This is a genomic window from Clostridioides sp. ES-S-0010-02 (assembly GCA_020641055.1).
GTDB lineage: Bacteria > Bacillota > Clostridia > Peptostreptococcales > Peptostreptococcaceae > Clostridioides.
On the sequence record CP067345.1, the window covers coordinates 2,018,850 to 2,044,010 of the forward strand.

Consider the following 25,161-nt stretch of genomic DNA (forward strand, 5'->3'; position numbering starts at 1 on the left):
ATGGCTATTTAGTAAACAGATATTAGAATTTATTTACCTTGTCTAGACTTATTATATCTTAATCTATCATGTTCATTTAATAATCTTTTTCTAAGTCTTATAGAATCTGGTGTGATTTCAACTAATTCATCATCTTCTATAAATTCTAATGCTTCCTCAAGAGTGAATATTCTAGGAGGTGATAATTTTATAGCATCATCTGAACCAGAAGCACGTACGTTACTCATTTTCTTGTTTTTACAAGGATTAACTACCATGTCGTCTTTTCTAGAATTCATACCAATTATCATACCTTCATAAACTTCTACACCAGGGTCTACAAACATCGTAGCTCTATCACTTAAAGCATTAAGAGAATATCCCATAGTAACACCAGGTCCTTGTGCTATTAAGACACCATTTCCTCTTGAAGGTATTTCACCCTTAAATTCTTCAAATTTTTCAAATGAACGAACTAGAGTACCTTCTCCACGAGTAGCATTTATAAACTCACTTCTATATCCTAAAAGACCACGAGTAGGAGCTAAGAATTCTATTTTTACATAGTCTCCTTCTATTGACATAGACTCCATCATACCTTTTCTCATGTTCAATTCATTTATAATAGTACCTGAATAAACTTCTGGACAGTTTACAATAACTCTTTCTACTGGTTCCATCAATTTTCCATCTTCTTTATGCATTAAAACTTCAGGCTTAGAAACACCAACTTCATAACCTTCACGTCTCATATTTTCAAGAAGTATAGATAAATGAAGTTCTCCACGTCCAGAAACTTTATATCCATCAGTAGTATCAAGAGGTTCAACTTTAAGTCCTACATTTACTTCAAGTTCTTTTTCAAGTCTGTCTTTTAAATGTCTAGTTGTAACGAATTTACCACTTTTTCCAACAAATGGGGAATCATTTACTAAGAAGTTCATAGAAAGAGTAGGCTCTTCTATTTTTATCATTTCCATAGGAAGTGGATTATCTAAATCACATAGAGTTTCTCCTATAGATATATCAGGAATACCAGATATAACAACTATTTCTCCACTAGTAGCTTCATTCACTTCAACTTGTTTTAAACCTTCATATACAGAAAGTCTTGATACTTTTCCTCTAGATACAACAGAACCTTCTCTACAAATAGCAACTTGTTCATTGCTTTTAAGTGTTCCTTTATAGATTCTACCTATACCAAGTCTACCTACATAATCATCATATGCAAGAGCTGATATTTGGAATTGTAGAGATTCATTGTCGTAATCAGGATAAGCTTCAACATGATTTACAATAGTTTTAAATAGTGGAGATAGGTCTTCACTGTCATCATCCATTTCAAGTTTAGCTATACCTTGTTTAGCTATTCCATATATTATAGGGAACTCACATTGTTCGTCTGTTGCATTTAAGTCTACAAATAAATCGAAAACTTCATTAACTACTTCTTCCGCTCTTTGGTCTTTTTTATCAATTTTATTGATAAATAGTATTGGTTTTAAACCGAACTCTAAAGATTTTTGTAAAACAAATCTAGTTTGAGGCATTGGGCCTTCGCTTGCATCAACTAGTAAAATAACTGTGTCAACAGTTTTCATAACACGTTCAACTTCAGAAGAAAAGTCGCTATGTCCTGGTGTATCAACTATATTTATTTTATAGTCTTGATAGTTTATTGCACAGTTTTTTGAATATATAGTTATGCCTCTTTCTTTCTCAAGGTCGTTACTGTCCATAACGCAGTCTTTAACTACTTCATTTTCTCTAAAAACACCACTTTGAGAAAGGAAAGCATCAACTAGTGTTGATTTTCCTGCATCAACGTGGGCAATAACTGCGATATTTATAATTTTATGTTTTTGTGACATTTTTGTTGCTCCCTTCGATTAAAATAACTTATTAATTATATCACAATATATTATTAGGTACAAGGAAAAATAGATTAAAATGCATTAATATAATTTAAATTAGGTAAAAATGTTGATTTCAAATATATAAATTTATTTTGTTTAAAAAAAATTTTTAGACAAATAATAAATTTATAAATGAACATACTAATTTAAAAGTAGAGGATGATATATATTGGAAGTAACTAAAATAATCATTAAATATTTTACAAGTGAAAGTGATATTTTCATAAAAGAGGAAGTAGATAATTTTGAAGAACTTTTAAGATGTTCTAAAAAGTTTATTGAGGGTAAAAAAATAGAAGAAGATGTTTTATATATAAAATCTAAAGAAAACTACAAAGTAAATGTAGTTAAGTTTATAGAAGTTAAAGAATTGGAGATAGTAAGAAAACAGCAAATACCCCCATACATGTAATAATAGAATTACTATAAAATGGAATGCATGGAAATAATTTATTGTAAAAAAAAAATTACAAAGCTTATATTTGGGTATAACTGTATTAATTAGACATTAATTAGGAGGAACTTAAATATGATAAGAGTATGCCCAAACTGTTCAAATGTGGATGTAAATAAGCTAAAAACTTTAGTTGGAGAAGAAAATGTGAAGACTGGTTGTATAGGTCAATGTAGAGCATTTAAAAAAGAAGCTGTAGGAATAATAGATAATGAGCTTGAAATAAGAGAAACAGAGGAAGAATTTTTTGAAGCATGTAAGAAATAAACTATACATGTAAGAAAAAACTACAGTAGAAAATAAATTATATAAAAGAGAGCATATAAATTGAGTAAGTATTTAGCAATTTATTTGCTCTCTTTTTATGTACATATTTAATTATGAGTATACTTTTTTATTAAATACAAATAAATATAACTAAATTAAATTTATTTATTAAAAAAATATTGATTAAATATACCTATAGGGGGTATAATAAATACTATAGATTTCCAAATAAAGAATTTATCAATATTACATATCAAAATAAAATATACAAATTAATTGAAAATATATTGAAAGAGAGGAAGAGTTTATTATGAGTTCAAATAAAATAGTAGAAAATTATAAAATCACAGGTATGACATGTGCAGCTTGTGCAAAGGCAGTAGAAAGAGTAACTAAGAAATTAGATGGAGTATATGACCAAAGCGTAAACATAGCTACTGAAAAACTTAAGATAGAATATGACAATTCTAAAGTTAGCTTTGATGACATAAAGCAGGTTGTAGAAAAAGCTGGATATGGAATTATAAAGGAAGAAAGTAATAAAAAAATTGATATGAAAATTGATGGAATGACATGTGCAGCCTGTGCAAAAGCTGTAGAGAGAGTAGTAAAAAAATTGGATGGAGTAGAAAGTATTAGTGTAAATATTGCAACTGATAAAGCTAATATAGACTATAATCCATCAAAAGTAAAATTATCTCAGATAAAAGCAGCTATAGAAAAAGCTGGTTATAAACCAATAGAAGAAGTAAAAAATAAAGTTGATGTAGATGAAGATAAATTAAGAAAAGAAAAAGAAATGAATACTTTATTTATTAAATTCATAGTTGCAATAGTATTTGCAGTACCTTTGTTTTATATAGCAATGGGTCCTATGATAATAAAACCTATAGGACCATGGCCTTTACCAGAAATTCTAAATCCTATGACAAATACTTTAAATTATGCATTAGTTCAATTGATTTTAGTAATCCCAGTTATGATAGCTGGATATAAATTTTATATAAATGGGTTTAAAGCACTTTTTTCTTTAAGTCCTAATATGGATTCTTTGGTTGCAATTGGTACCTTGGCAGCATTTTTATATAGTCTATATACAACAGTACAAATAGCAAATGGACAAATTCAGGGTATGCACCATCATCAGTTGTATTATGAAAGTGCAGGAATAATAATAGCACTTATATTACTTGGTAAATATTTAGAATCAAAATCAAAAGGAAAAACATCAGAAGCAATTAAAAAACTTATGGGGCTACAACCTAAAACTGCAATAGTAATAGTTGATGGTAAAGAAATAGAGACTCCTATAGAAGAAGTTGGAATAGGAGATATAATACTAGTAAAACCAGGGACTAAAATACCAGTAGATGGAGTTGTAATAGAGGGATATACATCAGTTGATGAATCTATGCTTACAGGTGAAAGTATACCAGTAGAAAAAAATATTGGAAGTAAAGTTACAGGAGCTAGTATAAATAAAAATGGTGTTATTAAATTTAAAGCTGAAAAAATTGGTGGAGATACAGCTCTTGCTCAAATAATAAAATTAGTTGAAGATGCACAGGGTACAAAAGCACCCATTGCTAAACTTGCTGATACTGTTTCTGGATATTTTGTACCAATAGTAATTGCAATAGCTATAGTATCATCATTATTGTGGTTTTTAGTGGGTGGAAAAGATATAGTATTTGTACTTACTATATTCATATCAATACTTGTAATTGCTTGCCCTTGTGCATTAGGATTGGCTACACCAACTGCTATAATGGTTGGAACTGGAAAAGGTGCAGAAAATGGAATACTGATAAAAGGTGGGGAAGCACTAGAATCTGCTCACAAAGTAAATACAGTAATATTTGATAAAACAGGTACAATAACAGAAGGAAAACCAAAAGTAACAGATATTGTATTAAATAATGTGAAAGAAGAATACCTAATTAAGATTGCTTCAAGTGCAGAGAAAGGTTCAGAACATCCTCTAGGAGAAGCAATAGTTAGATATGGAGAAGAGAAAAATATACAGATTGAAAAAGTTGATAACTTTAAAGCTATACCAGGTGCTGGTATACAAGTTGCTATAAATAATGAAAATATATTACTTGGAAATAGAAAGCTTATGAACGACAATAATATTAACCTTAAAGATTTAGAGGAAAAATCTAATATACTAGCAAGTCAAGGTAAGACACCTATGTATATTGCTGTAGATGGAAATTTATCAGGAATAATTGCAGTTGCAGATGTGGTTAAAGAAAGTAGTAAAAAAGCAATAGATATTCTTCATGATATGGGAATAAAAGTTGCAATGGTAACTGGAGATAATGTTAAGACTGCAAATGCTATAGCAAGTCAAGTAGGTATAGATATGGTATTAGCAGAGGTTTTACCAGAAGATAAATCAAAAGAAGTTGAAAAATTACAAAATCAAGGTAAGTTTGTTGCAATGGTAGGAGATGGAATAAATGATGCACCAGCTCTTGCAAAAGCTGATATAGGAATAGCAATAGGAAGTGGAACAGATGTAGCAATTGAGTCTGCAGATATAGTGCTTATGAAGAGTGATTTAATGGATGTTCCAACTGCGATTAAACTTAGTAATGAAACTATAAAAAACATAAAGCAAAACTTATTTTGGGCATTTGGATATAATACAATTGGTATACCTGTAGCAGCAGGATTATTGTATATATTTGGAGGACCTCTTTTAAATCCAATGATTGCAGCAGCAGCCATGAGTTTAAGTTCAGTTTCGGTAGTTTCAAATGCGCTTAGACTTAAAAATTTCAAAGCATATAAAAAAAATTAGAATAATAAATTAAGTAAAAATGTATTTAAAAGAGCTATCTTTAATTAAAAGGATTAATTTACAAATTAAGATAGTTCTTTTTTCATGTAAAATTCACAACAATGAGATAAAATATAAGTAATATAAGAAATTTTAAAATAGAAAGGATTGATAGGATGAACTCGTCAATACTTGTAATCGAAGACGATTCAAACATACAAGAATTAATATCAGAGTTTTTAAGTGCAGAAGGCTATCAGGTTGAGTCAGCAAATGATGGATTAGAAGGTATACAAAAATTTAAGCAAGGAAGTTATGACTTGGTAATATTAGATATAATGATGCCAAACTTAGATGGTTATGGAGTTTGTAAAATGATAAGAAAATCATCAAGTGTTCCAATTATATTTTTGACTGCTTTAAACGATGAAGGAGATCAACTTAAGGGATTTGACTTAGAATGCGATGATTATATAACAAAACCATTTTCATTTAATCTTCTCATTAAAAGAGTAGAAGCTATCTTGAGAAGAAGCAACAAAACGATAAATGATAAGTTTATAGTTTTTGAAAAATTAAAGTTAGATTTAAACACATATATTGCTGAAATAGATGGAGAGCCTATAGAACTTACATTAAAAGAATTTAATATATTGAAAGCTTTGATAGAAAAATATCCACAGGTTATAACTAGGGAAGGTCTTTTAGATAGTATATGGGGTTATGATTATTATGGAGATACTAGAATTGTTGATGCACATATAAAAAATATAAGAAAAAAAATATCATTACCATATATTAAAACTGTAAAAGGAATAGGATATACACTTGAGAAGGATATTTGATAAGTGGGAAAAATTAAGTATAAAGTATAAATTATTTTCCATAACAACATCATTATTAATAGCATTAGCTTTAATAATATACCTAATTTTATATTTTTTATTGCCATCATATTATCATGAGTATAAAATTGAGTCTCTTCAAGAAAGCTTAAAATCTCTAGTAGATAGTTCAATTCACTTTGATACATATACTTTAGAAGAAAGACTCTATTATATGGCTAAAGACCAAAACCTTGCTATTTTACTAAAAGACAACCAAGGAAAAATTGTATATGGTAAAAATGAAGTAGTTATTTTAAGATATAGTAAGTATATGATTAATAGTATTGAAGATGAGTATAGAACATCTATACCTATATATACAAAAGACTCAAAAGACGGGCCATATAGTTTAGAACTTGTTATGCCATTACAGCCAATTGACGAAGCAAATGAAGTCATAAGAAAGTTAATGCCATACATTATATCAATAGCGATATTAATAGCAATTATTGGAGCATATATATATTCAATCGTAATAACAAAGCCTCTTATAAATATAATAGAGAGTGAAAGAGAACAGGAATATAGAAGAAAGGATTTTGTTGCAACGATATCACATGAATTAAAAACTCCAATAACCATAATAAGTGGTCAAATTGAAGGAATGATTTATAGTGTAGGTAAGTATAAAGATAGGGATACTTACTTGAAAAAATCATATGAATGTACACAAGAGCTAAAAGATTTAGTAAATGAGATGATAGAGGTTTCAAAATCAGAAATACTAGAAAAAGATTTAAAATTAGTATCAATAAATATAAGTGAACTTTTAAATAGACTGGTAAAAAGACAAGTATTTTTAATAGAAGAAAAACATATGAAAACTATTCTAAAAATAGAAGAAAACCTAGAAATTAAGGCAGACCAAGAGAGAATAACTAAAGCAATTAATAATATAATAAATAATGCTATAAAATATTCTCCTGAAGGCTCAGACCTTATAATTAGACTTTATGATAAAAACAATCGAATAAACAAAAAAACTTCTAATCAAAGAGTTATTTTAGAAATTGAAAATACTGGTGTAACTATAGAGAAACGTTATTTAGAAGAGATATTTAATCCATTTTATAGAATAGAAAAATCTCGTTCAAGAAAAACTGGAGGAAGTGGTCTTGGTCTTTATATAGTCAGTCAAATTTTTAAAACTCATGGGTTTGAATACAGTATAAAAAATAAGGAAAACTCTGTAGTATTTACGGTTGAATTTAAAAATTAGCTTTAAAACATATATAGAGTATCTTTTCATAAGTTGGAAAATGTCAGCATAGCCTGTATTTACGAGTTTTGATAAGGATGGTAGTAGAAAATTAGCAAAATCAAGGCTTTGCAGACAGCAGGCAGACAGTGTGATTATATAAAACTGAATATTATGATAGAAAAAGGACGCATTTTTTGAAATCTGCGTCCTTTTTCTATTGGATTTTGCTTATCCTTGAAAAGTCAGCAGGCAGTAAAGAACGTCATTGAATGGGCCTTCATTAATAGCGTTTGACTGAATGGGTTTTAGAGCCGTGTTACAGTCATTTTTAGATACCGAAGATACAAGGCATCTTACTTAGAGGATGGGCAAAATCTAGCGCTGGATAAGGTAGATTTTGGTTATCTCATTGAGCATTTATACAGGCAGACTGGAACTGAATATGAGTTATTCCCTGCTGAAGAAGAAATTTGAGAGGGATTTTTTGGATAAATTGCAAGGTTAATGCAAGGTTCTAGCAAGATTAATGTAAGATTAGAGTGTTATAATGGGAATCAGAATAGGGGGAATGTATATGAACAAATACATAATTGAAACGAAAAATCTTACAAAACAGTATGGTTCACAAAAAAGTGTTGCTGACCTGAACATCCATGTACAGAAAGGGAGAATTTACGGTCTGCTTGGTAGAAACGGAGCAGGAAAAACTACCACAATGAAAATGTTGCTTGGATTAACACAGCCTACTTCTGGTGAAGTGAAGATTTTTGGAAAATGCTTAAAAGACAATGAAAAAAAATTGCTGCCACACATAGGAAGTCTGATTGAATCGCCTGGTTTTTATCCCAACCTGACTGCTACGGAAAATCTGTGTATTTTTGCTACTTTACGTGGAATTCAAAACCAGAACGCTATCAAAAATGCTTTGGATTTAGTAGGTCTTCCCTATAAAGACAAAAAGCTGTTTTCTCAATATTCTCTGGGAATGAAACAAAGACTAGCGATTGCTCTTGCTATTATGCACGAGCCAGAATTATTGATTTTGGATGAACCAATTAACGGTCTTGACCCTATTGGAATTGCAGAAATACGCTCATTTATCCATGACCTATGTAAAAAAAGAGGAAAGACCATTTTAATCTCCAGTCATATTTTATCAGAAATAGCTCTGCTGGCTGATGATATAGGAATTATCGACCATGGAGTATTATTGGAAGAAGAAAGTCTATCTGAACTGGAACAGAAAAGCAACAAATATATTCATTTTACGATTTCTGATACAGCACAGGCAGGAAGAGTTTTGGAACACATATTCCATGGGCAGCACTTTACAATTCAAGATGACCACAATTTAAGACTGCATAATCTTGATTTATCTGTTGGAAAAATTGTATCTTCGTTTGTAGAGAATGGATTAGAGGTTTTTGAAGCACATACTTGCGAAGAGACCCTTGAAGACTACTTCAAACGAGTAACCAGAGGTGAGGGAATTGCTTAAACTCATAAAATGTGAATTTTGGAAGTTAAAACGCAAAAAGTTATTATACGCACTTTTGTCATTATCATTATTCTTTCCCTTAATTTTAACATATATGGCAAAATCCAGAACAAACACAGATATGACAGAACATTATCTTCAAACAAGATTTGATTATGTCTATACAATGATGTTAGGTTATGGATTGGTTTTTTTACTGCCTTGTTTAATTGGTATTATTGCAGCTATTCTTTTCTTTATAGAAAGAGACTGTAATACTTCAAAAAATATCAGGACAATACCTATTGCAAATACGCAACTTATCAGGGCAAAAATCTATATGTTATTTATTTTTGGAATTGCTTTTTGCCTAATAAATACCTTATCAGTTGCATTGTTTTCCAGTTTGTTTCATGCAGGAATGGTTTATGGTATGTCCTATAAGTTAATGATGAGTTTAGTTTTTGCTGTGCTTATTGTAGCGGCTTCTTTACCGATTGTTTTTCTGATTATTTATTTTAACAAAACATTTTTATTGTCCATCTTGCTTGCATTTTTCTATTCTATTTTCAACTGGGGAATATTGGGGACTGTGGGAACCTCCATAAGTGCTTCTAAAATCACTTTTTTAAATTTCTTTCCAGTTATATGTGTTATGAACTGGGCGAGCGGTTCCATGATGAATAATCTGCAAAAAGATAATCTTTTACCAGAAGCATACGATATTGTACCAACCACTAGCCATACAGTTTTACTCATGGTGATTACTGTTACTATCTCCTTATGGCTGATAGTTCGATTCTACAAAAAATGGACGAGGTAATATATATGGAAAATATAGTAAAAGTTGAATTTTTGAAATTAAAACGATATTCTGTAATAAAGGCTGGAATTATTATGACAACACTTTCTCCACTACTGTCATTATTTTATTCAACAGCTAGTGGTGGACAATCATGGACATTTGAATATTTCATGCAACAGGTTATGACTAGTAATTGTACCCTTTTCTTCCCGATTATTATTACATTGATTGCTGGATATATCATAACACGGGAATATACAGACGATACCATAAAAAACCTATTAACAATTCCTATTCCTTACAAACAACTACTTTCCAGCAAATTACTTGTACTACTACTCTTAACAATTTATTTCAGTTTTATAGGATGTGTTATAGCGTTAGTAATCAATATAATTGCTGGATTTCCAGGAGTAGGTTTTGGCAATATCATTAATATGTTTATTCATATTATCGGAGCAAACATTTTTGTATACATTGCTGTTTTGCCCATTATCTTACTTTTCTGTTGTTCAGTAAATAACTTTTTGGGTGGTGTTGCACTTTCTTTTGTATATGGATATTTTGGAACTTTTGAAGGAACATTATTAAATTATTATCCGATTAAAGCAAGTATGATTTTAATGGATTCTAATTGTAGTGTGGAGTATGGATATACTTATCGTATTTTTCCTGCTTTAATTGTACTGCTGTTCATTTTATTGATTTCTGGAATTATCCTTGCTGGCAAAAAGAAAGAAACTAGTGTATTAACGATTACTAAAAAGAAAAAAACAGCAAGAAAAAAGGGATGGTAATAATTTAAAAATAAGCCAACAGAAGATAATTCTTCTATCAGTTTATATTGGATAATTTTGTAAATTAAATACTGATGTGCAATACAATATCTTTACATATATAGTATTTTCTACATTAAAAAGTAGAAGTTTCAATAATAGTTCATTGTAAAATCATAAAAAATTCATACTAAAAATGTATTATGTAAATAGAAATAAAAAATTTTAAACCATAAAATAACACCAAGCTATAATGATGATATAACCTAATATCCTGCAATTAAATCATCATTATAGTAATTCCCAACAATTAAATGCAATGAATTTAAGAAATAACATCGAGCATAGAGTATATATGCTTGATGTTATTTTTATTTTAAAACGAAAAATAGGTAATCTTTATTAAAAGTTATATATTCAAATAGTCTTAAATTACATTTAATAACTTAAAAATTATACTTGATAGAGCAAATAAATATATACATTTTGGGAAAAATAACTGTAGGAAGTATTATATTTACAGAGGAGGTAGTTTTGATGGATAGACTTAAAAGAGATATGAAAAACATGAAAGAAGATTTAAAAGAAGGTGCTAAAAAGACAGCTTATGTAATGAAAAATACTGCTGAAGACTTAAAAGATGACGCTCAAGGTGCTATGGTAAACCTAGAAATGAAGAAAGATGAAATGATGGAAAGATATGAGCAAAAGAAATTTGCAAAAGATTTAGAAAAGCAAATGAAAGATGAAATGAAATAAAGTTTTGTCTATAGATTTAGGTACTATTGTCAATAATAGTTCTTAGATAAGAAATACTATAAAAGGTTTTACAGAAGAAATAGGCTTTCTAAAAATAACTGTATTATATTTAGAAAGTCTATTTCAAGTATGTTGTATTTAAATCATATCAATTTTAAAATTTTAAATATTAAATTTGATTATTGCTGTAATCATATAGAATTAAGGCTTTTAAGGATATTTACAAAATAATGGTTTATCTCTTTAATCTATTTGAAAAATATATCATTAAGTTTATAAAACATTCACATTAAATTCTGATAAAGTATTTACTATGTCAGGAGTAGGTGATTTTTCTGTAATTATAGAACTAATGTCTTCTAAATGAGCAAATTTAAAGTTTCCATCAAATTTAAATTTTTTATCTTCCATAACTATAAATACTTTTTTACTTGAATTTATTATAGCTTTTTTTGTAAGTCCATCTTCAATTTCAAATGTTGTAAGAGAAGAATTAAATACATCTATACCACAACTGCCCATAAAAGTTTTATCAAATTTATATCTTGATATAAAGTCTATTGTCGGAGTACCAACAAATCCATCTAAGCTAAGATTTAATAAACCACCAGTAGAAATTACATTTAAATTATTGGGCTTTGAAGTAACTACATTTAGTATATCTAGCATATTTGTGACCAATGTTACTTTCTTATTGCTTTCAGCTAACAGTTTAGCCAACAATATATTGATTGTAGATATATCTAAAAATATAGTTTCTCTATCTGAAATTAGATTAAATGCTTTTTCTGCTATTATTTTTTTTGTTGGTATATTAATTTCTTTTCTATCTTTTGTATCTTGGTTTTCAAGGGTTTCTCTGACTAGTACAGCTCCACCATAAATTCTTCGTATTGAAGAAATTTTTTCTATATTTTTTAAATCTTTTCTTATACAATCTTCAGTAACATTAAATTTTGAACTGAGTTCTTTTACAGTAACTCTTCCTTCTTTTTTTAGGATATTTAATATAGCTTGAATCCTTTCTTCCGCAAACATCTTTTACCTCTTTTCCTGAATATAGTATTATAGTAAATATTATAAGATAAAAGATAAAATATCAACTATTTTAATATGGAATACAACATTAATTTAATATAAAAAGTATATTATTCTTAATAGTTTATTTAAAACTTAATAAATAAAGAAATTATAAAAATATACAACAAAATCAAACAATAAAAAAACATAAAAAACAATAATAAAAAAGTTGAAAATAATACCAAACCAATATATAATAAGAATAAATAAAATAAAAAAATAAAGTTTAAAGGGGGATATTTTAATGCAACTAATCTTAGATACAGGTAACATAGAGGAAATTAAAGAGCTAAGTACTTATTTACCAGTTGATGGTGTAACAACAAATCCAAGTATTATTTCAAAGGAAAAAAAGAATTTTAAGCAACTTATAAGTGAGATTGGTGAAATTATAGGTGAAGATATGCCTATACATGCTCAAGTATTAAGTACAAAGTATGAAGATATATTAGATGAAGCATTATATATAAGTAGTTTGAGAGAAAACATATATGTGAAAATACCTGTAACACAAGATGGTTTAAGAGCTATAAAAGACCTTCATAAAAAAGGAATAAAAATAACTGCCACTGCAATATTTACTGCTCATCAGGGATTTTTAGCTGCAAAAGCTGGAGCAAATTATGTTGCACCTTATGTAAACAGACTTGATAATATATCTGGGGATGGTGTATCTGTGGTTTCAGAGCTTATAAAAATAATAGATACTTATAATATGGATACAAAGGTACTTGCTGCTAGTTTTAAAAATGCACAACAGGTTATAGAATTAATGAAGTGTGGAGTACACAGTGTTACAGTGCCATATGATATTTGTAAATCCATGATGAATCATCCATTGACAGATTGGAGTGTTGATAGGTTTATAGAAGATTGGGAAAATACTTTTGGAAAAGGTAGCAAAACAAATAACATTTAATTTTAGAATAAAAAATTAGTTTTTATGCAATTTTATAAATAGATTTTTATAAAAAAGATGAAAATATGAATTAACTTAAGATAATAATGTTCTAAATTATTAAAAAGAAAATTCATATTTTCATCTTTGTTAAACTTCTAGACCTATAAATCTCCACCAAGGGAAGGTTATACAGATTATTATAAAATAGGTTAAAGGAATTAAAGTCAAACCATACTTAAAAATAACCTTACTATTATATAGATTCTCACCATGTCCAACCATTATTGTTGCATGATGAAAAGGCAATATGTATTGTATACTTACTACAATATAAACAAAAAGGCAAAGAACAATACTATTTTCTTTCAATATATGTAAACTTCCAAGTAATGGTATCACCACGGAGGATGTAGTGACAGCACTTCCAAGGCATATATTCAGTATTATTGTCAGGGTTATTAAAAATAATATTGAAATAGTTTTTGAAGAGTTTGGAATTAATTTTATTAAATAGTTTCCCATTATATCAACAACTCCAGAATACTTTAGTACTCCTCCAATTGAAAACGCTGCTACAAAAAAAATGAGAACTTTCCAATTTATTTCTTTTAAAGTATTGAAACCAATTATTCCTTTTAACAACAAAAGAAGTACACAAATAGACATTATAATTAGTGTATTTAAATTATGAATAAATTGAGTTAAGAACATAAAAAACATTATTCCTAAACATAAAAATACATGTTTTTGTTCGTCACTTAATAAACAAAATTCTTTTTTTAGATTAGAATATGAAAATTGAAATTTATTAGAATTAAGATTATCATAAGAAGTAAATTTTATTAAAGATAATTCTTTTTTAAAAACAATTATAAATAAAAAATAAGTTATAAAACAAGTAATTATAGTTGGAACAGACATATAAAAAGCCCACTGCCCCCAGTTTATATTACAATTTCCAAGTTCTAGGACTACATAGTTTAAAAGAGTATCTCCATTTACAAAAAACATTGATGTAAATGTAGATGCTGTAAATATACTAAAGAGAAGTATAGATTTTGAATCATCAGCTAAGTGTTGTTCTTTAAAAAATTCTTTATAAAAAGCTGACACAAGAATGACTCTTGGAAATGGCTGTGGTATGAAAAATATTAATAATACACCTAAAATATATGATAAAAAAATCATTTTTTTAGGGGTATCTACAGTATTTAAAATTAATTTTTCAGAAATAATTTTTGCAACACCTGTCTTTGCAACTGCATTAGTAATTATGTAAGCAAGGATTATTATATAAAAATTTTCTGTAAATAAAAATTGTAAAATGACTTTCAAAGGTGCAATATTAAAAATAAAAGCTAATATTACAAAGACTAGTGCAACTACAGTTTTTTCAACAGAGTCTACAGCCCATATTAAGATAGTTAAAAACGATAAGCATATAGAAAATTTTATATTGAAACTATAATTTAGAAAGAAGTAAAGAATTATAGTAACCATAATAGTCATGCAAAATTGTTTTGGTTTAAGAATAATATCCATTTTTTGTATCCACCTCCATAATTTATTATATCATAATGAAGGTGAATACATTTTATTAAAAGATTATTCATTAATTCTATGATTTACAATAGCTTTAGTTTTCCAATAACCTTTTTTATAATAGATGACTGTAACAATAAGACCTAAAGTCCAACCAAAAGGTATACCCATCCAAATTCCATCTGTTCCAAATAATCTAGAAAATAAATAAGAAGCAGGAATTCTTCCAAGCCATAAAGATACGACTGAACTCATCAAAGCAAACATAGAATCACCAGCACCTTTCATTGCACTTGAAAGTACAAAGGAAGTACCAATAAATAAGAAAAAAGGTCCTATTATAAATAAGTAAGAAGAACCAATTTTAATGACATCTTTGTCTGTATTAAATAGAGAAATTAAGTTTTCTCTAAATAATAAGATTAAGGCAACGACAACAATTGCTAGAATTAAAGCCATTTTTATAGATTCACGAATTCCTTTTCTAATCCTTTCATTTTCTCCAGCACCTATATTTTGAGCAACAAAAGTGGAAACAGCAGAACCAAGGTTCATGATAGGTAAGCTTATAAAGTTTTCTATTCTAAGACCAGCTCCAAAAGCTGCCATGGCAGATGTACCATAACCATTAACTAAAAATTGAAGAGCCATGTTGCCAATTGAAAATAACATCTGTTGAACTCCACTTGGAAGTCCTAATCTAAGACCATCTTTAAATATTTTATTGTCATATACAATTCCTTTAATCTTAAATTTAAGTACTTCATGTTTTTTATTTAAATATATTATGCTAATTATAAATGATACTGCTTGAGCCATTATAGTGGCAAGTGCAACACCTTCAACTCCCATTTTCAAGACAACAATAAAAGTTAAATCTAAAACTATATTTAAAATTGTGGCTATTATTAAAAAATAAAGTGGAGTTACTGAATCTCCAAGTCCTCTAAGTATTGCACTTACTGAATTATATCCAGCAGAAAATAAGATTCCACCAAATATTATAGTAAGATACAGTTTTGATTGATTAAAAACTGATTCTGGAGTATTCATAAGCTTAAGCATAGGACCTCCAAATACTATTCCAATAACACTTATCAATATAGAGCCAATAAATAAAAGTATATATGTAGTATCAATAGTAGCTTTTACTTTTTTTAAATCTCCTGAACCATAAAACTGTGAAATTAAAATAGAAAAACCAAGACTGACACCCATAAGCATTGCTACAAGCAAAAACATTATAGGGTTAGCACCTGAGACTGCTGCCATAGCTTCTTTACCAATAAATCTACCAACTATAATACTGTCAGCAGTATTGTATAGTTGTTGAAATAAACTACCAATAAGCATAGGCATAGCAAAAAAGAATATAGATTTTCCCTCATGACCTGTAGTTAAATCTTTCACCCTTATTCCTCCAAATTTAAAAATTATCAATTTGCTATAATAAATATAATATAATCTTAACATAAACTTTATATCTGTACTATAAATAAATTGTATTAAATAATCATATATTTTATAAAAATGTAAAGAATATAAGTATGACGTAGATATAGAAAATTAACATTTAATATAATCGAATATTAATACAAATTTATTCTAATATATACGCATATATTGACAAAATTAACTATATAAATTAAAATAATATTCGTAAAGAAAAATTCATGTTTTATATTGTATAACATATAATTTTGACAATACGGGTCATAAGTTTCTACCGGAATACCGTAAATATTCTGACTATGTATACTATTATTTAGGTAAATAAATATTTATTTAACTAAATTATGAAGGATACGACTCAGCTTATTAGTTACTGCGTCGTTTTTTTGTAAAATTTAATAGGAGGTGTTGTTATGCAAACAACAAACAGTAGTACCATGCAGAAACTTTTTCCAATTTTGACTAATAAAAATGTCGACATGAAGAAAGAAGTAATTGCTGGTGTAACTACTTTTTTAACTATGGCTTATATAATAGCTGTAAATCCAAACATTTTATCAGCAACAGGGATGCCAGCAGGTGCTCTTGTTACAGGGACATGTCTAGCAGCAGCATTTGGATGTATTTTAATGGGAATGGTTGCAAATCTTCCTTTTGCTTTAGCATCAGGTATGGGTCTTAATGCATTTTTTGCATACACAGTAGTCTTACAAATGGGGGTTCCTTGGGAAGTAGCTCTTACAGCGGTATTTGTAGAAGGTATCATTTTTATAATATTATCAGTAAGTGGAGTTCGTGAAGCTGTTGTAAATGCAATACCAAAGAATATGAAGCTTGCTGTTACAGGTGGTATAGGTATATTTATTGCACTTATAGGTTTAGTTAATTGTGGAATCGTAATTGGAGATCAAGCTACTCTTATAAAGATGGGGAAATTTACTCCAGCAGTAATAATAGCTTGCATAGGATTAATAATTGTAGCAGTATTAGATAAAAAAAGAGTTAAAGGTTCTATCCTTTTTGGAATAGTAGTAAGTTCATTACTTGCTTGGGGATTTGCATTTATGAATCCAGAATATGCACAAAAATTAGGTATATACTTACCTAGTGGAATATTCAAGTTTGAAAGTTTAGCACCGATAGCAGGTAAAATAGATTTAGGATATGTATTACATCCAACAAATATAGGTGGTTTCTTTGTAATAGTTTGTACATTCTTATTTGTTGATTTCTTTGATACAGTAGGTACATTAGTAGGGGTTTGCTCTAAAGCAAATATGCTAGATGAAAAAGGAAATGTTCCTAATGTAGGTAGAGCTTTGCTTACAGATGCAGTTGCAACTACAGTAGGTGCAGGGCTTGGAGTATCTACAGTTACAACTTATGTTGAGAGTTCAACAGGAGTTATTGCAGGTGGTAGAACTGGATGGACAGCAGTAACAGTTGGTGTTTTATTCTTAGTTGCAATGTTTTTCTCTCCTGTATTTATAGCAATTCCATCATGTGCTACAGCACCAGCTTTAATTTATGTTGGGTACTTGATGCTTGGTACAGTTAAAGATATTGAGTTTGACAATATAACTGAAGGTGTTCCAGCTTTCGTTACTATTGCTTGTATGGCATTAACTTATAGTATAGGTGATGGTTTAACTCTAGGTATATTAACTTATGTTTTTGTAAATGTATTTTACAACATATTTGGAGCTAAAAAGGCTGAAGATAAGAAACATGTTTCAGTAGTAATGATTGTTCTTGCTATATTATTTATAATAAAACTTTGGCTATTATAATAGATATTGTTTAAAAATTTAATTCAATAAAATAAAGAACTGTAATTTCTAATCTATTTTGAGAAGAAGTTACAGTTCTTATTTTTTTGTATTACTTAGATATATCTACTAATTTTCCCTTTTCTAAGGTTTTAGGCACAATTGTTATATTAAATTCTTTTTGCAATTCTTTTATAATATCTAATTCTTTTTTTGTTATTATTGAAATAGTATCTCCACTTCGGTTTCCTCTAGCAGTTCTACCACATCTATGCAGATATTCATTTTTACTATTTGGAAAATCTAAATTAAAAACATGGCTTATATCTACTATATCAAGTCCACGAGCAGATAAATCTGTTGTAACTAAAATTTTTGCTTTTCCAAGTTTAAATTTATTTATTGCATTTTTTCTATCCTCTTTTGGCATATTTCCAAATATTCCAATTGCTTTATAATTATGATAGTTTAATTTTGATATTATAACATCTATGTTTTTTTCATTGTTTACAAATACAATAGCTCTTTTTGGGTTTGTAGCAGCTAATGTTTTTCTAAGAAAATTAAATTTATCTCTTATTTCCCCTAACATATATGTATGATTTATATTAGGATTTATCTGTGACTTTTCTTTTGTTTTTATTAATTCAAATTCTTTCATAAATTTATCACAAATTTTTATAGTACTATCTGTAAGACTTGCAGAACAACCTATGATTTGTCTATCTCTTAATGTAGTTTTTATTATGTCTTCTACACAAGTTATGTTTTTACCATTCAACAAATTGTCCACTTCATCTAAAACGATAGTTTTTATGTTGTGTGATTTTAACTTCTTCTGCTTTATTAAGTCTAAAACTCTTCCACAAGTTCCTATTACTATATGTGGTTTTATAGCCTTTATATTTTTTATTTGTTTTTGTATATTAACTTCTCCAATTAAGGATAGTGAAGTCAAAGGAGTTTCTGAGTTTTTTGCTAATAATTCAATTTGATTTGTAATTTGCATTACTAATTCATGTGTTGGTGCAAGTATAAGAGCCTGAGTTTCTCTTTTTGATGTATCAATTCTTTCAAATATAGGTAAAACATATGCAAGTGTTTTTCCTGTTCCAGTTTGTGAGTTGATTAATAAATCTTTATTTTGCATTATATTTTCTATAACAAGTGACTGAACTTCTGTTGGAGAAGTTATGTCTTGTTTTTTAAGTCCATTTATTAGAGTAGAACTTATCTTTAATTGTTCAAATGTGTTCATCTTTTGCTCCTTCTATTAAAAACTTATATTATTGTAGTTAACTATTTCTTATTATACATTGTTTAGTCAAATCGAACTATACATTATTTTATAATTATGTGCAATTTAGAAGTAAATATAGATGTTTTTTGTATATTTATATTGAGTTCAGTATTTTTACAATTGTCTAATACTTAAATTTAAAAATTTAGCAAATTGTAGTTGCAATTGTTTAATACTTGTTATATATTATATATAACAAGTATTAAAACTATAATATATAACATGGAGGGAAATTATGTTAAAGATAAGTAATGTATCTAAATCATATAAAAATAAAAAGGTAGTAAATAATATTTCATTTGAGGTAAATGATGGAGAGATTTTTGGCTTTATAGGTCATAATGGTGCAGGAAAAACTACTACTATTAAAGCAATTGTTGGGATACATGATTTTGAGGGAGGAGAAATACTTATAAACTCTAAATCTATAAAAAAACAATCTGTTGAGTGCAAAAAGGAAATGGCGTATATTCCTGATAATCCAGATTTATATGAAGATCTAACTGGAATACAATACCTTAATTTTATAGCAGATATATTTGAGGTAGATAAAAATGAAAGAGAGGAATTAATAAAATACTATTCAAATAAATTTGAAATTAATAGGGCATTAGGAGATTTAATATCTTCGTATTCACATGGAATGAAACAAAAACTAGCTATAATTTCAGCTTTAATCCATAATCCTAAAATTCTAATTCTTGATGAACCTTTTGTAGGTCTTGACCCAAAAGCTTCCTTTATATTAAAGGAAATAATGAAGGAGTTTTGTAAAAAAGGTGGTTGTATATTTTTCTCAACGCATGTATTAGAAGTTGCTGAAAAAATCTGTGATAAGATTGCCATAATAAAAGATGGAAATATAATTGCTTATGGAACTACTGAAGAAGTGAAAGGAAACAATTCTCTTGAAAATATTTTTATGGAATTAATAGAAAAATAAAATGCTATTTTTACAGAATATAATGTCTAAAGTGAGGTATGATAAATTATGAGTAATCTAAGTATATTAATAAAAACTAATATAATAAATGAGTTTAAATTGAATGCTTTAAAAAATATAGACAGCAAAGAAAAACAAAAAATAATAGGAATGATGTTTTCAATAGTTGTTGTAGTAGGGCTATTAATATTTTATGTAACAAGTTTAAGCCTTTCTCTAGTTGATATTTTAAAACAAATAAATCAAATGGAAATGTTGCTTGTGTTTGGCTTTGGATTATCAACAGTAATGGCAATTGTTACATCATTATATAAAACTTCATCATATCTATTTCAAGCGAAGGATTTAGAGTTATTAACTAGTTTGCCAATAAAAGAATCTACTATATTGGCTAGTAAAATATTAATGTTAGTTGGAACTAATTATTTGTTTTCTTCAGTGTGTATGATTATACCAGCAGTAGTTTATTTTTTTAATGCCAATGTAAGTATAACCTATTTTCCTTACTTAATATTATTATTTTTGGCTCTGCCATTACTACCAATAGTTGTTTCATCAATAATTTTCTTATTTATAGGACAGCTATCATCAAGGCTAAAATATAAAAATTTAGTGTTAATCATAGGTAATGTAATATTAATTTTGGCTTATACTGTACTTATGTCAAAACTAAACTCTATATCAGTTGAGTTATTAAAAAATAGTGTATCTATTTCAGAAACAATTAATAAAATATATCCACCTATATACTATTTTGTTGATGCTCTTAAAACTGGAAGTATAGTTTCATTTTTAATGTTTATGGCAACATCATTAATACCATTCTTTATCTTTGTGACTCTATTTGCAAAAGGATTTACAAAGATAAATGCTAGAATGGGTGAAAGTTATAAGATTAAAAACTATAAATTTAAAAGTCAAAAAATTTCAACACCCTCAAAGGCTCTATTGAAAAAAGAATTTAGAAGATATACTTCTTCATTTATTTACTTTTTGAATTCATCTATTGGTCTGTTATTTTTAATAGTGGCTACAATCGGTGTGTTGGCATTTGGAGCTGATAAAATAGGTGAGTTACTAAAAATGAATATAGATTTTAGTATTATAAAAATACAGTTATTAGGTGCGTTTCTATTTATAATAGTAATGAACTGCACAACATATTGTTCAATTTCTTTTGAAGGAAAGAATCTATGGATACTAAAGTCTTCTCCAATAGATGAAAGGGAGATATTTTGGTCAAAAATATTGATGAATTTTTTATTAAATGCACCATTATCTGTTTTATGTCTAATATTAGTGTCTATAAAACTAAACTTTGAAATTCAGTTCGTGATGGTAGCAAGTTGCTTGATTGTAACTATGTCAATGTTTGTAGCTTTAATGGGATTGTTATCAAATTTACTTTATCCAAACCTTGATTGGAAAAATGAAGTGGCGGTAGTAAAAAGAAGTGCAAGTATGATAGTTACAATATTAGTATCATTAATTTATATAGTTATACTTGGAGGCACATATATGTTATTGAAAGTTTCATTTCTAAATATATATTTGATTTTAGCAAGTGTGCTTACACTTATATTAGACTTTATGCTATGGAGAATTATTTCCACTAAAGGAGTAAAAATATTTAAAAATTTATAGATATATTTGTGTTAAAAATAGACTTATTTTTTAAAGTATTGCAAAGAATATGCTAAGTAGTATACTATTGTATAGTGATATGAAAAAATTTAGGAGAAAATAAATGAGAAAATTATCCAAAAAAGAGAAAGATTTTATTCAATATGGATTTCTGATATTTTTGATATGTATTACTACTTATTTAGTATCAACCACTTTAGATGTAAAACTAATACCTAAAATTATAAGTCTAGTAAATAAAACCTATATATTTCTTGGCATACTAATAATGTTAATATATATGATAATTGAATCTATTGTGACACATTTGATAATAAATGCAGTTCAAAAAACAAAAGTAAAATTTATAGGTATCAAAATGGCTACAATGGGATTTTATTATAATTTAGTTACTCCCTTTGCATCTGGGAGTCAGCCAATGCAAATATATGCACTTACAAAGTATGATGTTAGTCTCAGTAAATCTGTAGCCATAGTTACTAATAAGACCGTTGTATTTCAAAGTACAGTTACTATATTTTGTGGAATTTTAATTTTATTGAATAAGTCATTATTAATGGAACAAGTGCATTCAGTTAGAGTTTTAATCGCCGCTGGGATGACCATGAATGTAAGCATGCTATTAGGAGGACTCTTAATAGTATTTAGTCCTAAGCAAGTAAAAATGATAGCAGAGGTTTTGATTAATTTTTTATCTAAATTTAAAGCATTTAAGTTTTTAGATTTAAAAAGAGATAGAATAAATCATTATATTGATGACTACAATTATTCTATAAAAATATTTATCAAAAATGTAAGGATTTTATTTTTAAGCATATTGCTTACTGCACTACAACTTATAGCATACTTTAGTATAGTTTATTGTGTGTATAAAGCTTCAAATTTAAAAGGAGTATCATATATACATATAATGACATTGCAAGTATTTTTATACATGGCAATATCACCAGTTCCAACACCAGGAAATGTTGGAGCAAATGAAGTTACATTTTTTACCATGTTCTCAAACATAATTCCAAAAGAATTATTGGGATATTCAGTGCTTTTGTATAGTGGATTTGTATATTATATGTTATTAATAATTTCAGGATTGTTTACATTCAGAACACATTATACATTGAATAACTGGAAACATGATAACAAAAGTAATTCTAGTTTAGGAGAAGTTATTGAAAAAGTTTAATTATTAGAAAATAAAAAGAAATATAAATTACTTAGTTTGTAAAATTTAATCGATAAAATTATTATTAGGGAAATTCTAAATATAAATATACTGCTAAAATAAGCTGTATTGTATTGAGATATTTCCCTTTTTTGATTAAAATTATAGAAATTTGAAATAATAAGTAATAAATACAAACTCTATATTATTTAGAAAAGGAGAAAATATGAAACAAAATAAAGAAAATGAAAAACAAATGAGTAATTCTAATATTAAAAAAAATAGTGATAATAAAATCGAAATTGCTGAAGAACTATATCCAAGTAAAAATATAGGTAGTATGCTTGGAGATAGAATAGATAAGAAAAAAATCAATCGTCCAAGTTAATGAAGTGGTTGAAAATGGTGTGTTTTAAAAAAATAATATAATGAGATGTTTTATTGTTAAATTTAAACTTATTTTAATGAGAAAAAAAGTCGAAAATCGTCTAAAATACACCTGTATGGGGGACAACGTTATTTTATAGATGCATAAAACTTGACAAAATCAACCTTTTCTTGGCAAGAAAAAAAAGATAAAATTATATGAGCGTTATTTAATTGTCAAAAATGAAGGTAAAGTTGCAAGTGATAAAAAATATGATTGATAACATTTATTTCTGTGCTATAATTGTATAGTAAAATGAATAAATGAATATGTTGTATACATGCATATTAGGAGGAGAGACTGACATGGAATCATCTATACATACAATTGCCAGCAATAATTTATTGATAATTTTTGCTATTGTGAGTATAACTGGAATAATTTGCAGCAAACTTAGCGAAATCGTAAAAGTTCCAGATGTTGTATTATTTTTACTTGTAGGTATTTTAATAGGACCATCATTTTTGAAATTTATAGATATTCGTGGATTCCAAATAGAGAATCAACTGATACTTACATTTGGTTCTGCATTTATATTATATTTAGGTGGAAAAGAAATAAGTTTAAAAGTTTTGAGAAATGTAAAGATATCTGTATTTTTACTAGCTACTGTAGGAGTAGTGATATCTGCTTTTATAATGCAACAAGTAATAGGATTTACTTTTGGAGTAAGTGCAATGACTGCTTTATTAGCAGGAACTATAATAGCATCAACAGACCCTGCTACTCTTGTACCTATATTTAATCAAGTAAAGATAAAGGATAGAGTAAAACAAACTGTAATAAGTGAATCAGCTTTTAATGATGCAACAGGAGCTATATTAACATCAGCAGTGTTAGCTGTAATTTTATCAAATAAGTTTTCCTTAAGTGCCAATATTTATGAATTAGGTACAATGGTTGTTGTAGGAATTGTAGTTGGTCTAATTACAGGAATACTGCTTTTGAAATTGGTTAATGATAAGCCATATGGTATATTTAAAGATTTTGCACCAATAATATCTGTTATTTCAGTTGTGGTTGCATATGAATTATCTACAAAATTAGGCGGAAGTGGATATATGTCTTGCTTTATTGTAGGTATAATAACTGGTAACAAGAAAAACTTTAAAATATGGTTAAGCCAAAAATCTTATGATGCAGATTTTTATGTTGCTGAGACTTTAGGAACTATTTGTCGTATGGCGATATTCATAATATTAGGTAGTCAAGTTAATTTGGCTCAGTTAGGTAAATATTTTGTACCATCTGTAATTGCAGTGCTAGTATTAATGTTTATAGCAAGACCAATTTGTGTCTTAGTATGTGCACTTGCAGACAGAGAAGCAAAATGGAGTAAAAATGAAATATTGTTCATGATGTGGGTAAGAGAAACTGGTGTAATCCCAGCTGCACTTTGTGGTATTATTTCAGCAATGAAAGTTCCTGGATATGAAGTAATTTCATCAGTAGTATTTATGTCTATATTAATTACATTAGTAATACAAGGAAGCACTACAAAATTGGTAGCTAAAAAACTTGGATTATTAGAAGAAGAAGTGATAAATATAAGCGAAAAGGTATCAACTTTTTAGTTTTTCACTTTAAAGGATACATAATAATGGCTATTTTAAGGTTATCTAGTGATAA

The 25,161-nt window shown here is 27.8% G+C and carries 21 protein-coding genes and 1 riboswitch; of the genes, 16 read left to right on the forward strand and 5 right to left on the reverse strand.

The window, feature by feature from the left end:
• Positions 1–29: 29 nt before the first annotated feature.
• Complete coding sequence (typA, locus tag JJC01_09165; GenBank protein UDN60011.1) at positions 30–1,853, reverse strand: translational GTPase TypA; 1,824 nt, start codon at positions 1,851–1,853, stop codon at positions 30–32.
• A 214-nt stretch (positions 1,854–2,067) separates the two neighbouring features.
• On the opposite strand from typA, the gene JJC01_09170 reads away from it, so the two are divergent.
• The 9 genes from JJC01_09170 (at position 2,068) to JJC01_09210 (ending at position 11,312) form a co-directional block, all read left to right on the forward strand.
• The gene (locus JJC01_09170) at positions 2,068–2,310 is read left to right on the forward strand and encodes a hypothetical protein (GenBank protein UDN60012.1); all 243 of its coding nucleotides are present in this window, start codon (positions 2,068–2,070) and stop codon (positions 2,308–2,310) included.
• Between the two features lie 117 nt (positions 2,311–2,427).
• The gene (locus JJC01_09175; GenBank protein ID UDN60013.1) at positions 2,428–2,619 is read left to right on the forward strand and encodes a DUF1450 domain-containing protein; all 192 of its coding nucleotides are present in this window, start codon (positions 2,428–2,430) and stop codon (positions 2,617–2,619) included.
• Between the two features lie 310 nt (positions 2,620–2,929).
• Positions 2,930–5,428 (forward strand): copper-translocating P-type ATPase, encoded by a 2,499-nt coding sequence (locus JJC01_09180; GenBank protein UDN60014.1) that lies wholly within the window; start codon positions 2,930–2,932, stop codon positions 5,426–5,428.
• Positions 5,429–5,583: 155 nt separating this feature from the next.
• Positions 5,584–6,252, forward strand: coding sequence for a response regulator transcription factor (locus JJC01_09185; protein ID UDN60015.1), 669 nt, complete (start codon positions 5,584–5,586; stop codon positions 6,250–6,252).
• Positions 6,236–7,513, forward strand: coding sequence for a two-component sensor histidine kinase (locus JJC01_09190; protein UDN60016.1), 1,278 nt, complete (start codon positions 6,236–6,238; stop codon positions 7,511–7,513). The genes JJC01_09185 and JJC01_09190 overlap by 17 nt, the downstream gene beginning before the upstream one ends.
• Before the next feature lie 556 nt (positions 7,514–8,069).
• On the forward strand, positions 8,070–8,993 hold the full coding sequence (locus tag JJC01_09195) for an ABC transporter ATP-binding protein (GenBank protein UDN60017.1): 924 nt from the start codon (positions 8,070–8,072) through the stop codon (positions 8,991–8,993).
• Positions 8,986–9,795, forward strand: a complete 810-nt coding sequence (locus JJC01_09200) for an ABC transporter permease (protein UDN60153.1) — start codon at positions 8,986–8,988, stop codon at positions 9,793–9,795. Before JJC01_09195 ends, JJC01_09200 begins: the two co-directional genes overlap by 8 nt.
• A 5-nt stretch (positions 9,796–9,800) precedes the next feature.
• The gene (locus JJC01_09205; GenBank protein UDN60018.1) at positions 9,801–10,574 is read left to right on the forward strand and encodes an ABC transporter permease; all 774 of its coding nucleotides are present in this window, start codon (positions 9,801–9,803) and stop codon (positions 10,572–10,574) included.
• 516 nt (positions 10,575–11,090) lie between these two features.
• Positions 11,091–11,312 carry a hypothetical protein gene (locus tag JJC01_09210; GenBank protein ID UDN60019.1) on the forward strand — a complete coding sequence of 74 codons (222 nt, stop codon included), beginning with the start codon at positions 11,091–11,093 and terminating at the stop codon, positions 11,310–11,312.
• Between the two features lie 273 nt (positions 11,313–11,585).
• Here JJC01_09210 and JJC01_09215 read toward each other — a convergent pair whose 3' ends face one another.
• A complete protein-coding gene (locus JJC01_09215) occupies positions 11,586–12,350 on the reverse strand; it encodes a DeoR/GlpR transcriptional regulator (GenBank protein ID UDN60020.1) in 765 nt (254 codons plus the stop codon).
• A 286-nt stretch (positions 12,351–12,636) separates the two neighbouring features.
• Between JJC01_09215 and fsa the strand changes: the two genes are divergently transcribed.
• A complete protein-coding gene (gene fsa / locus JJC01_09220) occupies positions 12,637–13,311 on the forward strand; it encodes a fructose-6-phosphate aldolase (GenBank protein UDN60021.1) in 675 nt (224 codons plus the stop codon).
• 129 nt (positions 13,312–13,440) lie between these two features.
• On the opposite strand, the gene JJC01_09225 is transcribed toward fsa, so the two are convergent.
• Together JJC01_09225 and JJC01_09230 are read right to left on the reverse strand one after the other, a co-directional pair.
• Entirely contained in the window at positions 13,441–14,835 is a 1,395-nt protein-coding gene (locus tag JJC01_09225) for an SLC13 family permease (protein ID UDN60022.1), read from the reverse strand.
• Between the two features lie 63 nt (positions 14,836–14,898).
• Positions 14,899–16,245, reverse strand: coding sequence for an MATE family efflux transporter (locus tag JJC01_09230; GenBank protein ID UDN60023.1), 1,347 nt, complete (start codon positions 16,243–16,245; stop codon positions 14,899–14,901).
• Between the two features lie 259 nt (positions 16,246–16,504).
• Positions 16,505–16,607, forward strand: a riboswitch (purine riboswitch).
• Between the two features lie 93 nt (positions 16,608–16,700).
• On the opposite strand from JJC01_09230, the gene JJC01_09235 reads away from it, so the two are divergent.
• Positions 16,701–18,077, forward strand: a complete 1,377-nt coding sequence (locus JJC01_09235) for an NCS2 family permease (GenBank protein ID UDN60024.1) — start codon at positions 16,701–16,703, stop codon at positions 18,075–18,077.
• Positions 18,078–18,168: 91 nt separating this feature from the next.
• Here JJC01_09235 and JJC01_09240 read toward each other — a convergent pair whose 3' ends face one another.
• Positions 18,169–19,314, reverse strand: a complete 1,146-nt coding sequence (locus JJC01_09240; protein ID UDN60025.1) for a DEAD/DEAH box helicase — start codon at positions 19,312–19,314, stop codon at positions 18,169–18,171.
• 277 nt (positions 19,315–19,591) lie between these two features.
• Between JJC01_09240 and JJC01_09245 the strand changes: the two genes are divergently transcribed.
• The 5 genes from JJC01_09245 (at position 19,592) to JJC01_09265 (ending at position 25,106) form a co-directional block, all read left to right on the forward strand.
• Entirely contained in the window at positions 19,592–20,299 is a 708-nt protein-coding gene (locus JJC01_09245; protein ID UDN60026.1) for an ABC transporter ATP-binding protein, read from the forward strand.
• Between the two features lie 48 nt (positions 20,300–20,347).
• Entirely contained in the window at positions 20,348–21,943 is a 1,596-nt protein-coding gene (locus JJC01_09250) for an ABC transporter permease (GenBank protein ID UDN60027.1), read from the forward strand.
• 103 nt (positions 21,944–22,046) lie between these two features.
• Positions 22,047–23,126, forward strand: a complete 1,080-nt coding sequence (locus JJC01_09255) for a flippase-like domain-containing protein (GenBank protein ID UDN60028.1) — start codon at positions 22,047–22,049, stop codon at positions 23,124–23,126.
• A gap of 205 nt (positions 23,127–23,331) precedes the next feature.
• Entirely contained in the window at positions 23,332–23,493 is a 162-nt protein-coding gene (locus JJC01_09260; protein UDN60029.1) for a DNA polymerase III, read from the forward strand.
• Between the two features lie 344 nt (positions 23,494–23,837).
• The gene (locus JJC01_09265) at positions 23,838–25,106 is read left to right on the forward strand and encodes a cation:proton antiporter (GenBank protein ID UDN60030.1); all 1,269 of its coding nucleotides are present in this window, start codon (positions 23,838–23,840) and stop codon (positions 25,104–25,106) included.
• The last annotated feature ends 55 nt before the right edge of the window (positions 25,107–25,161 follow it).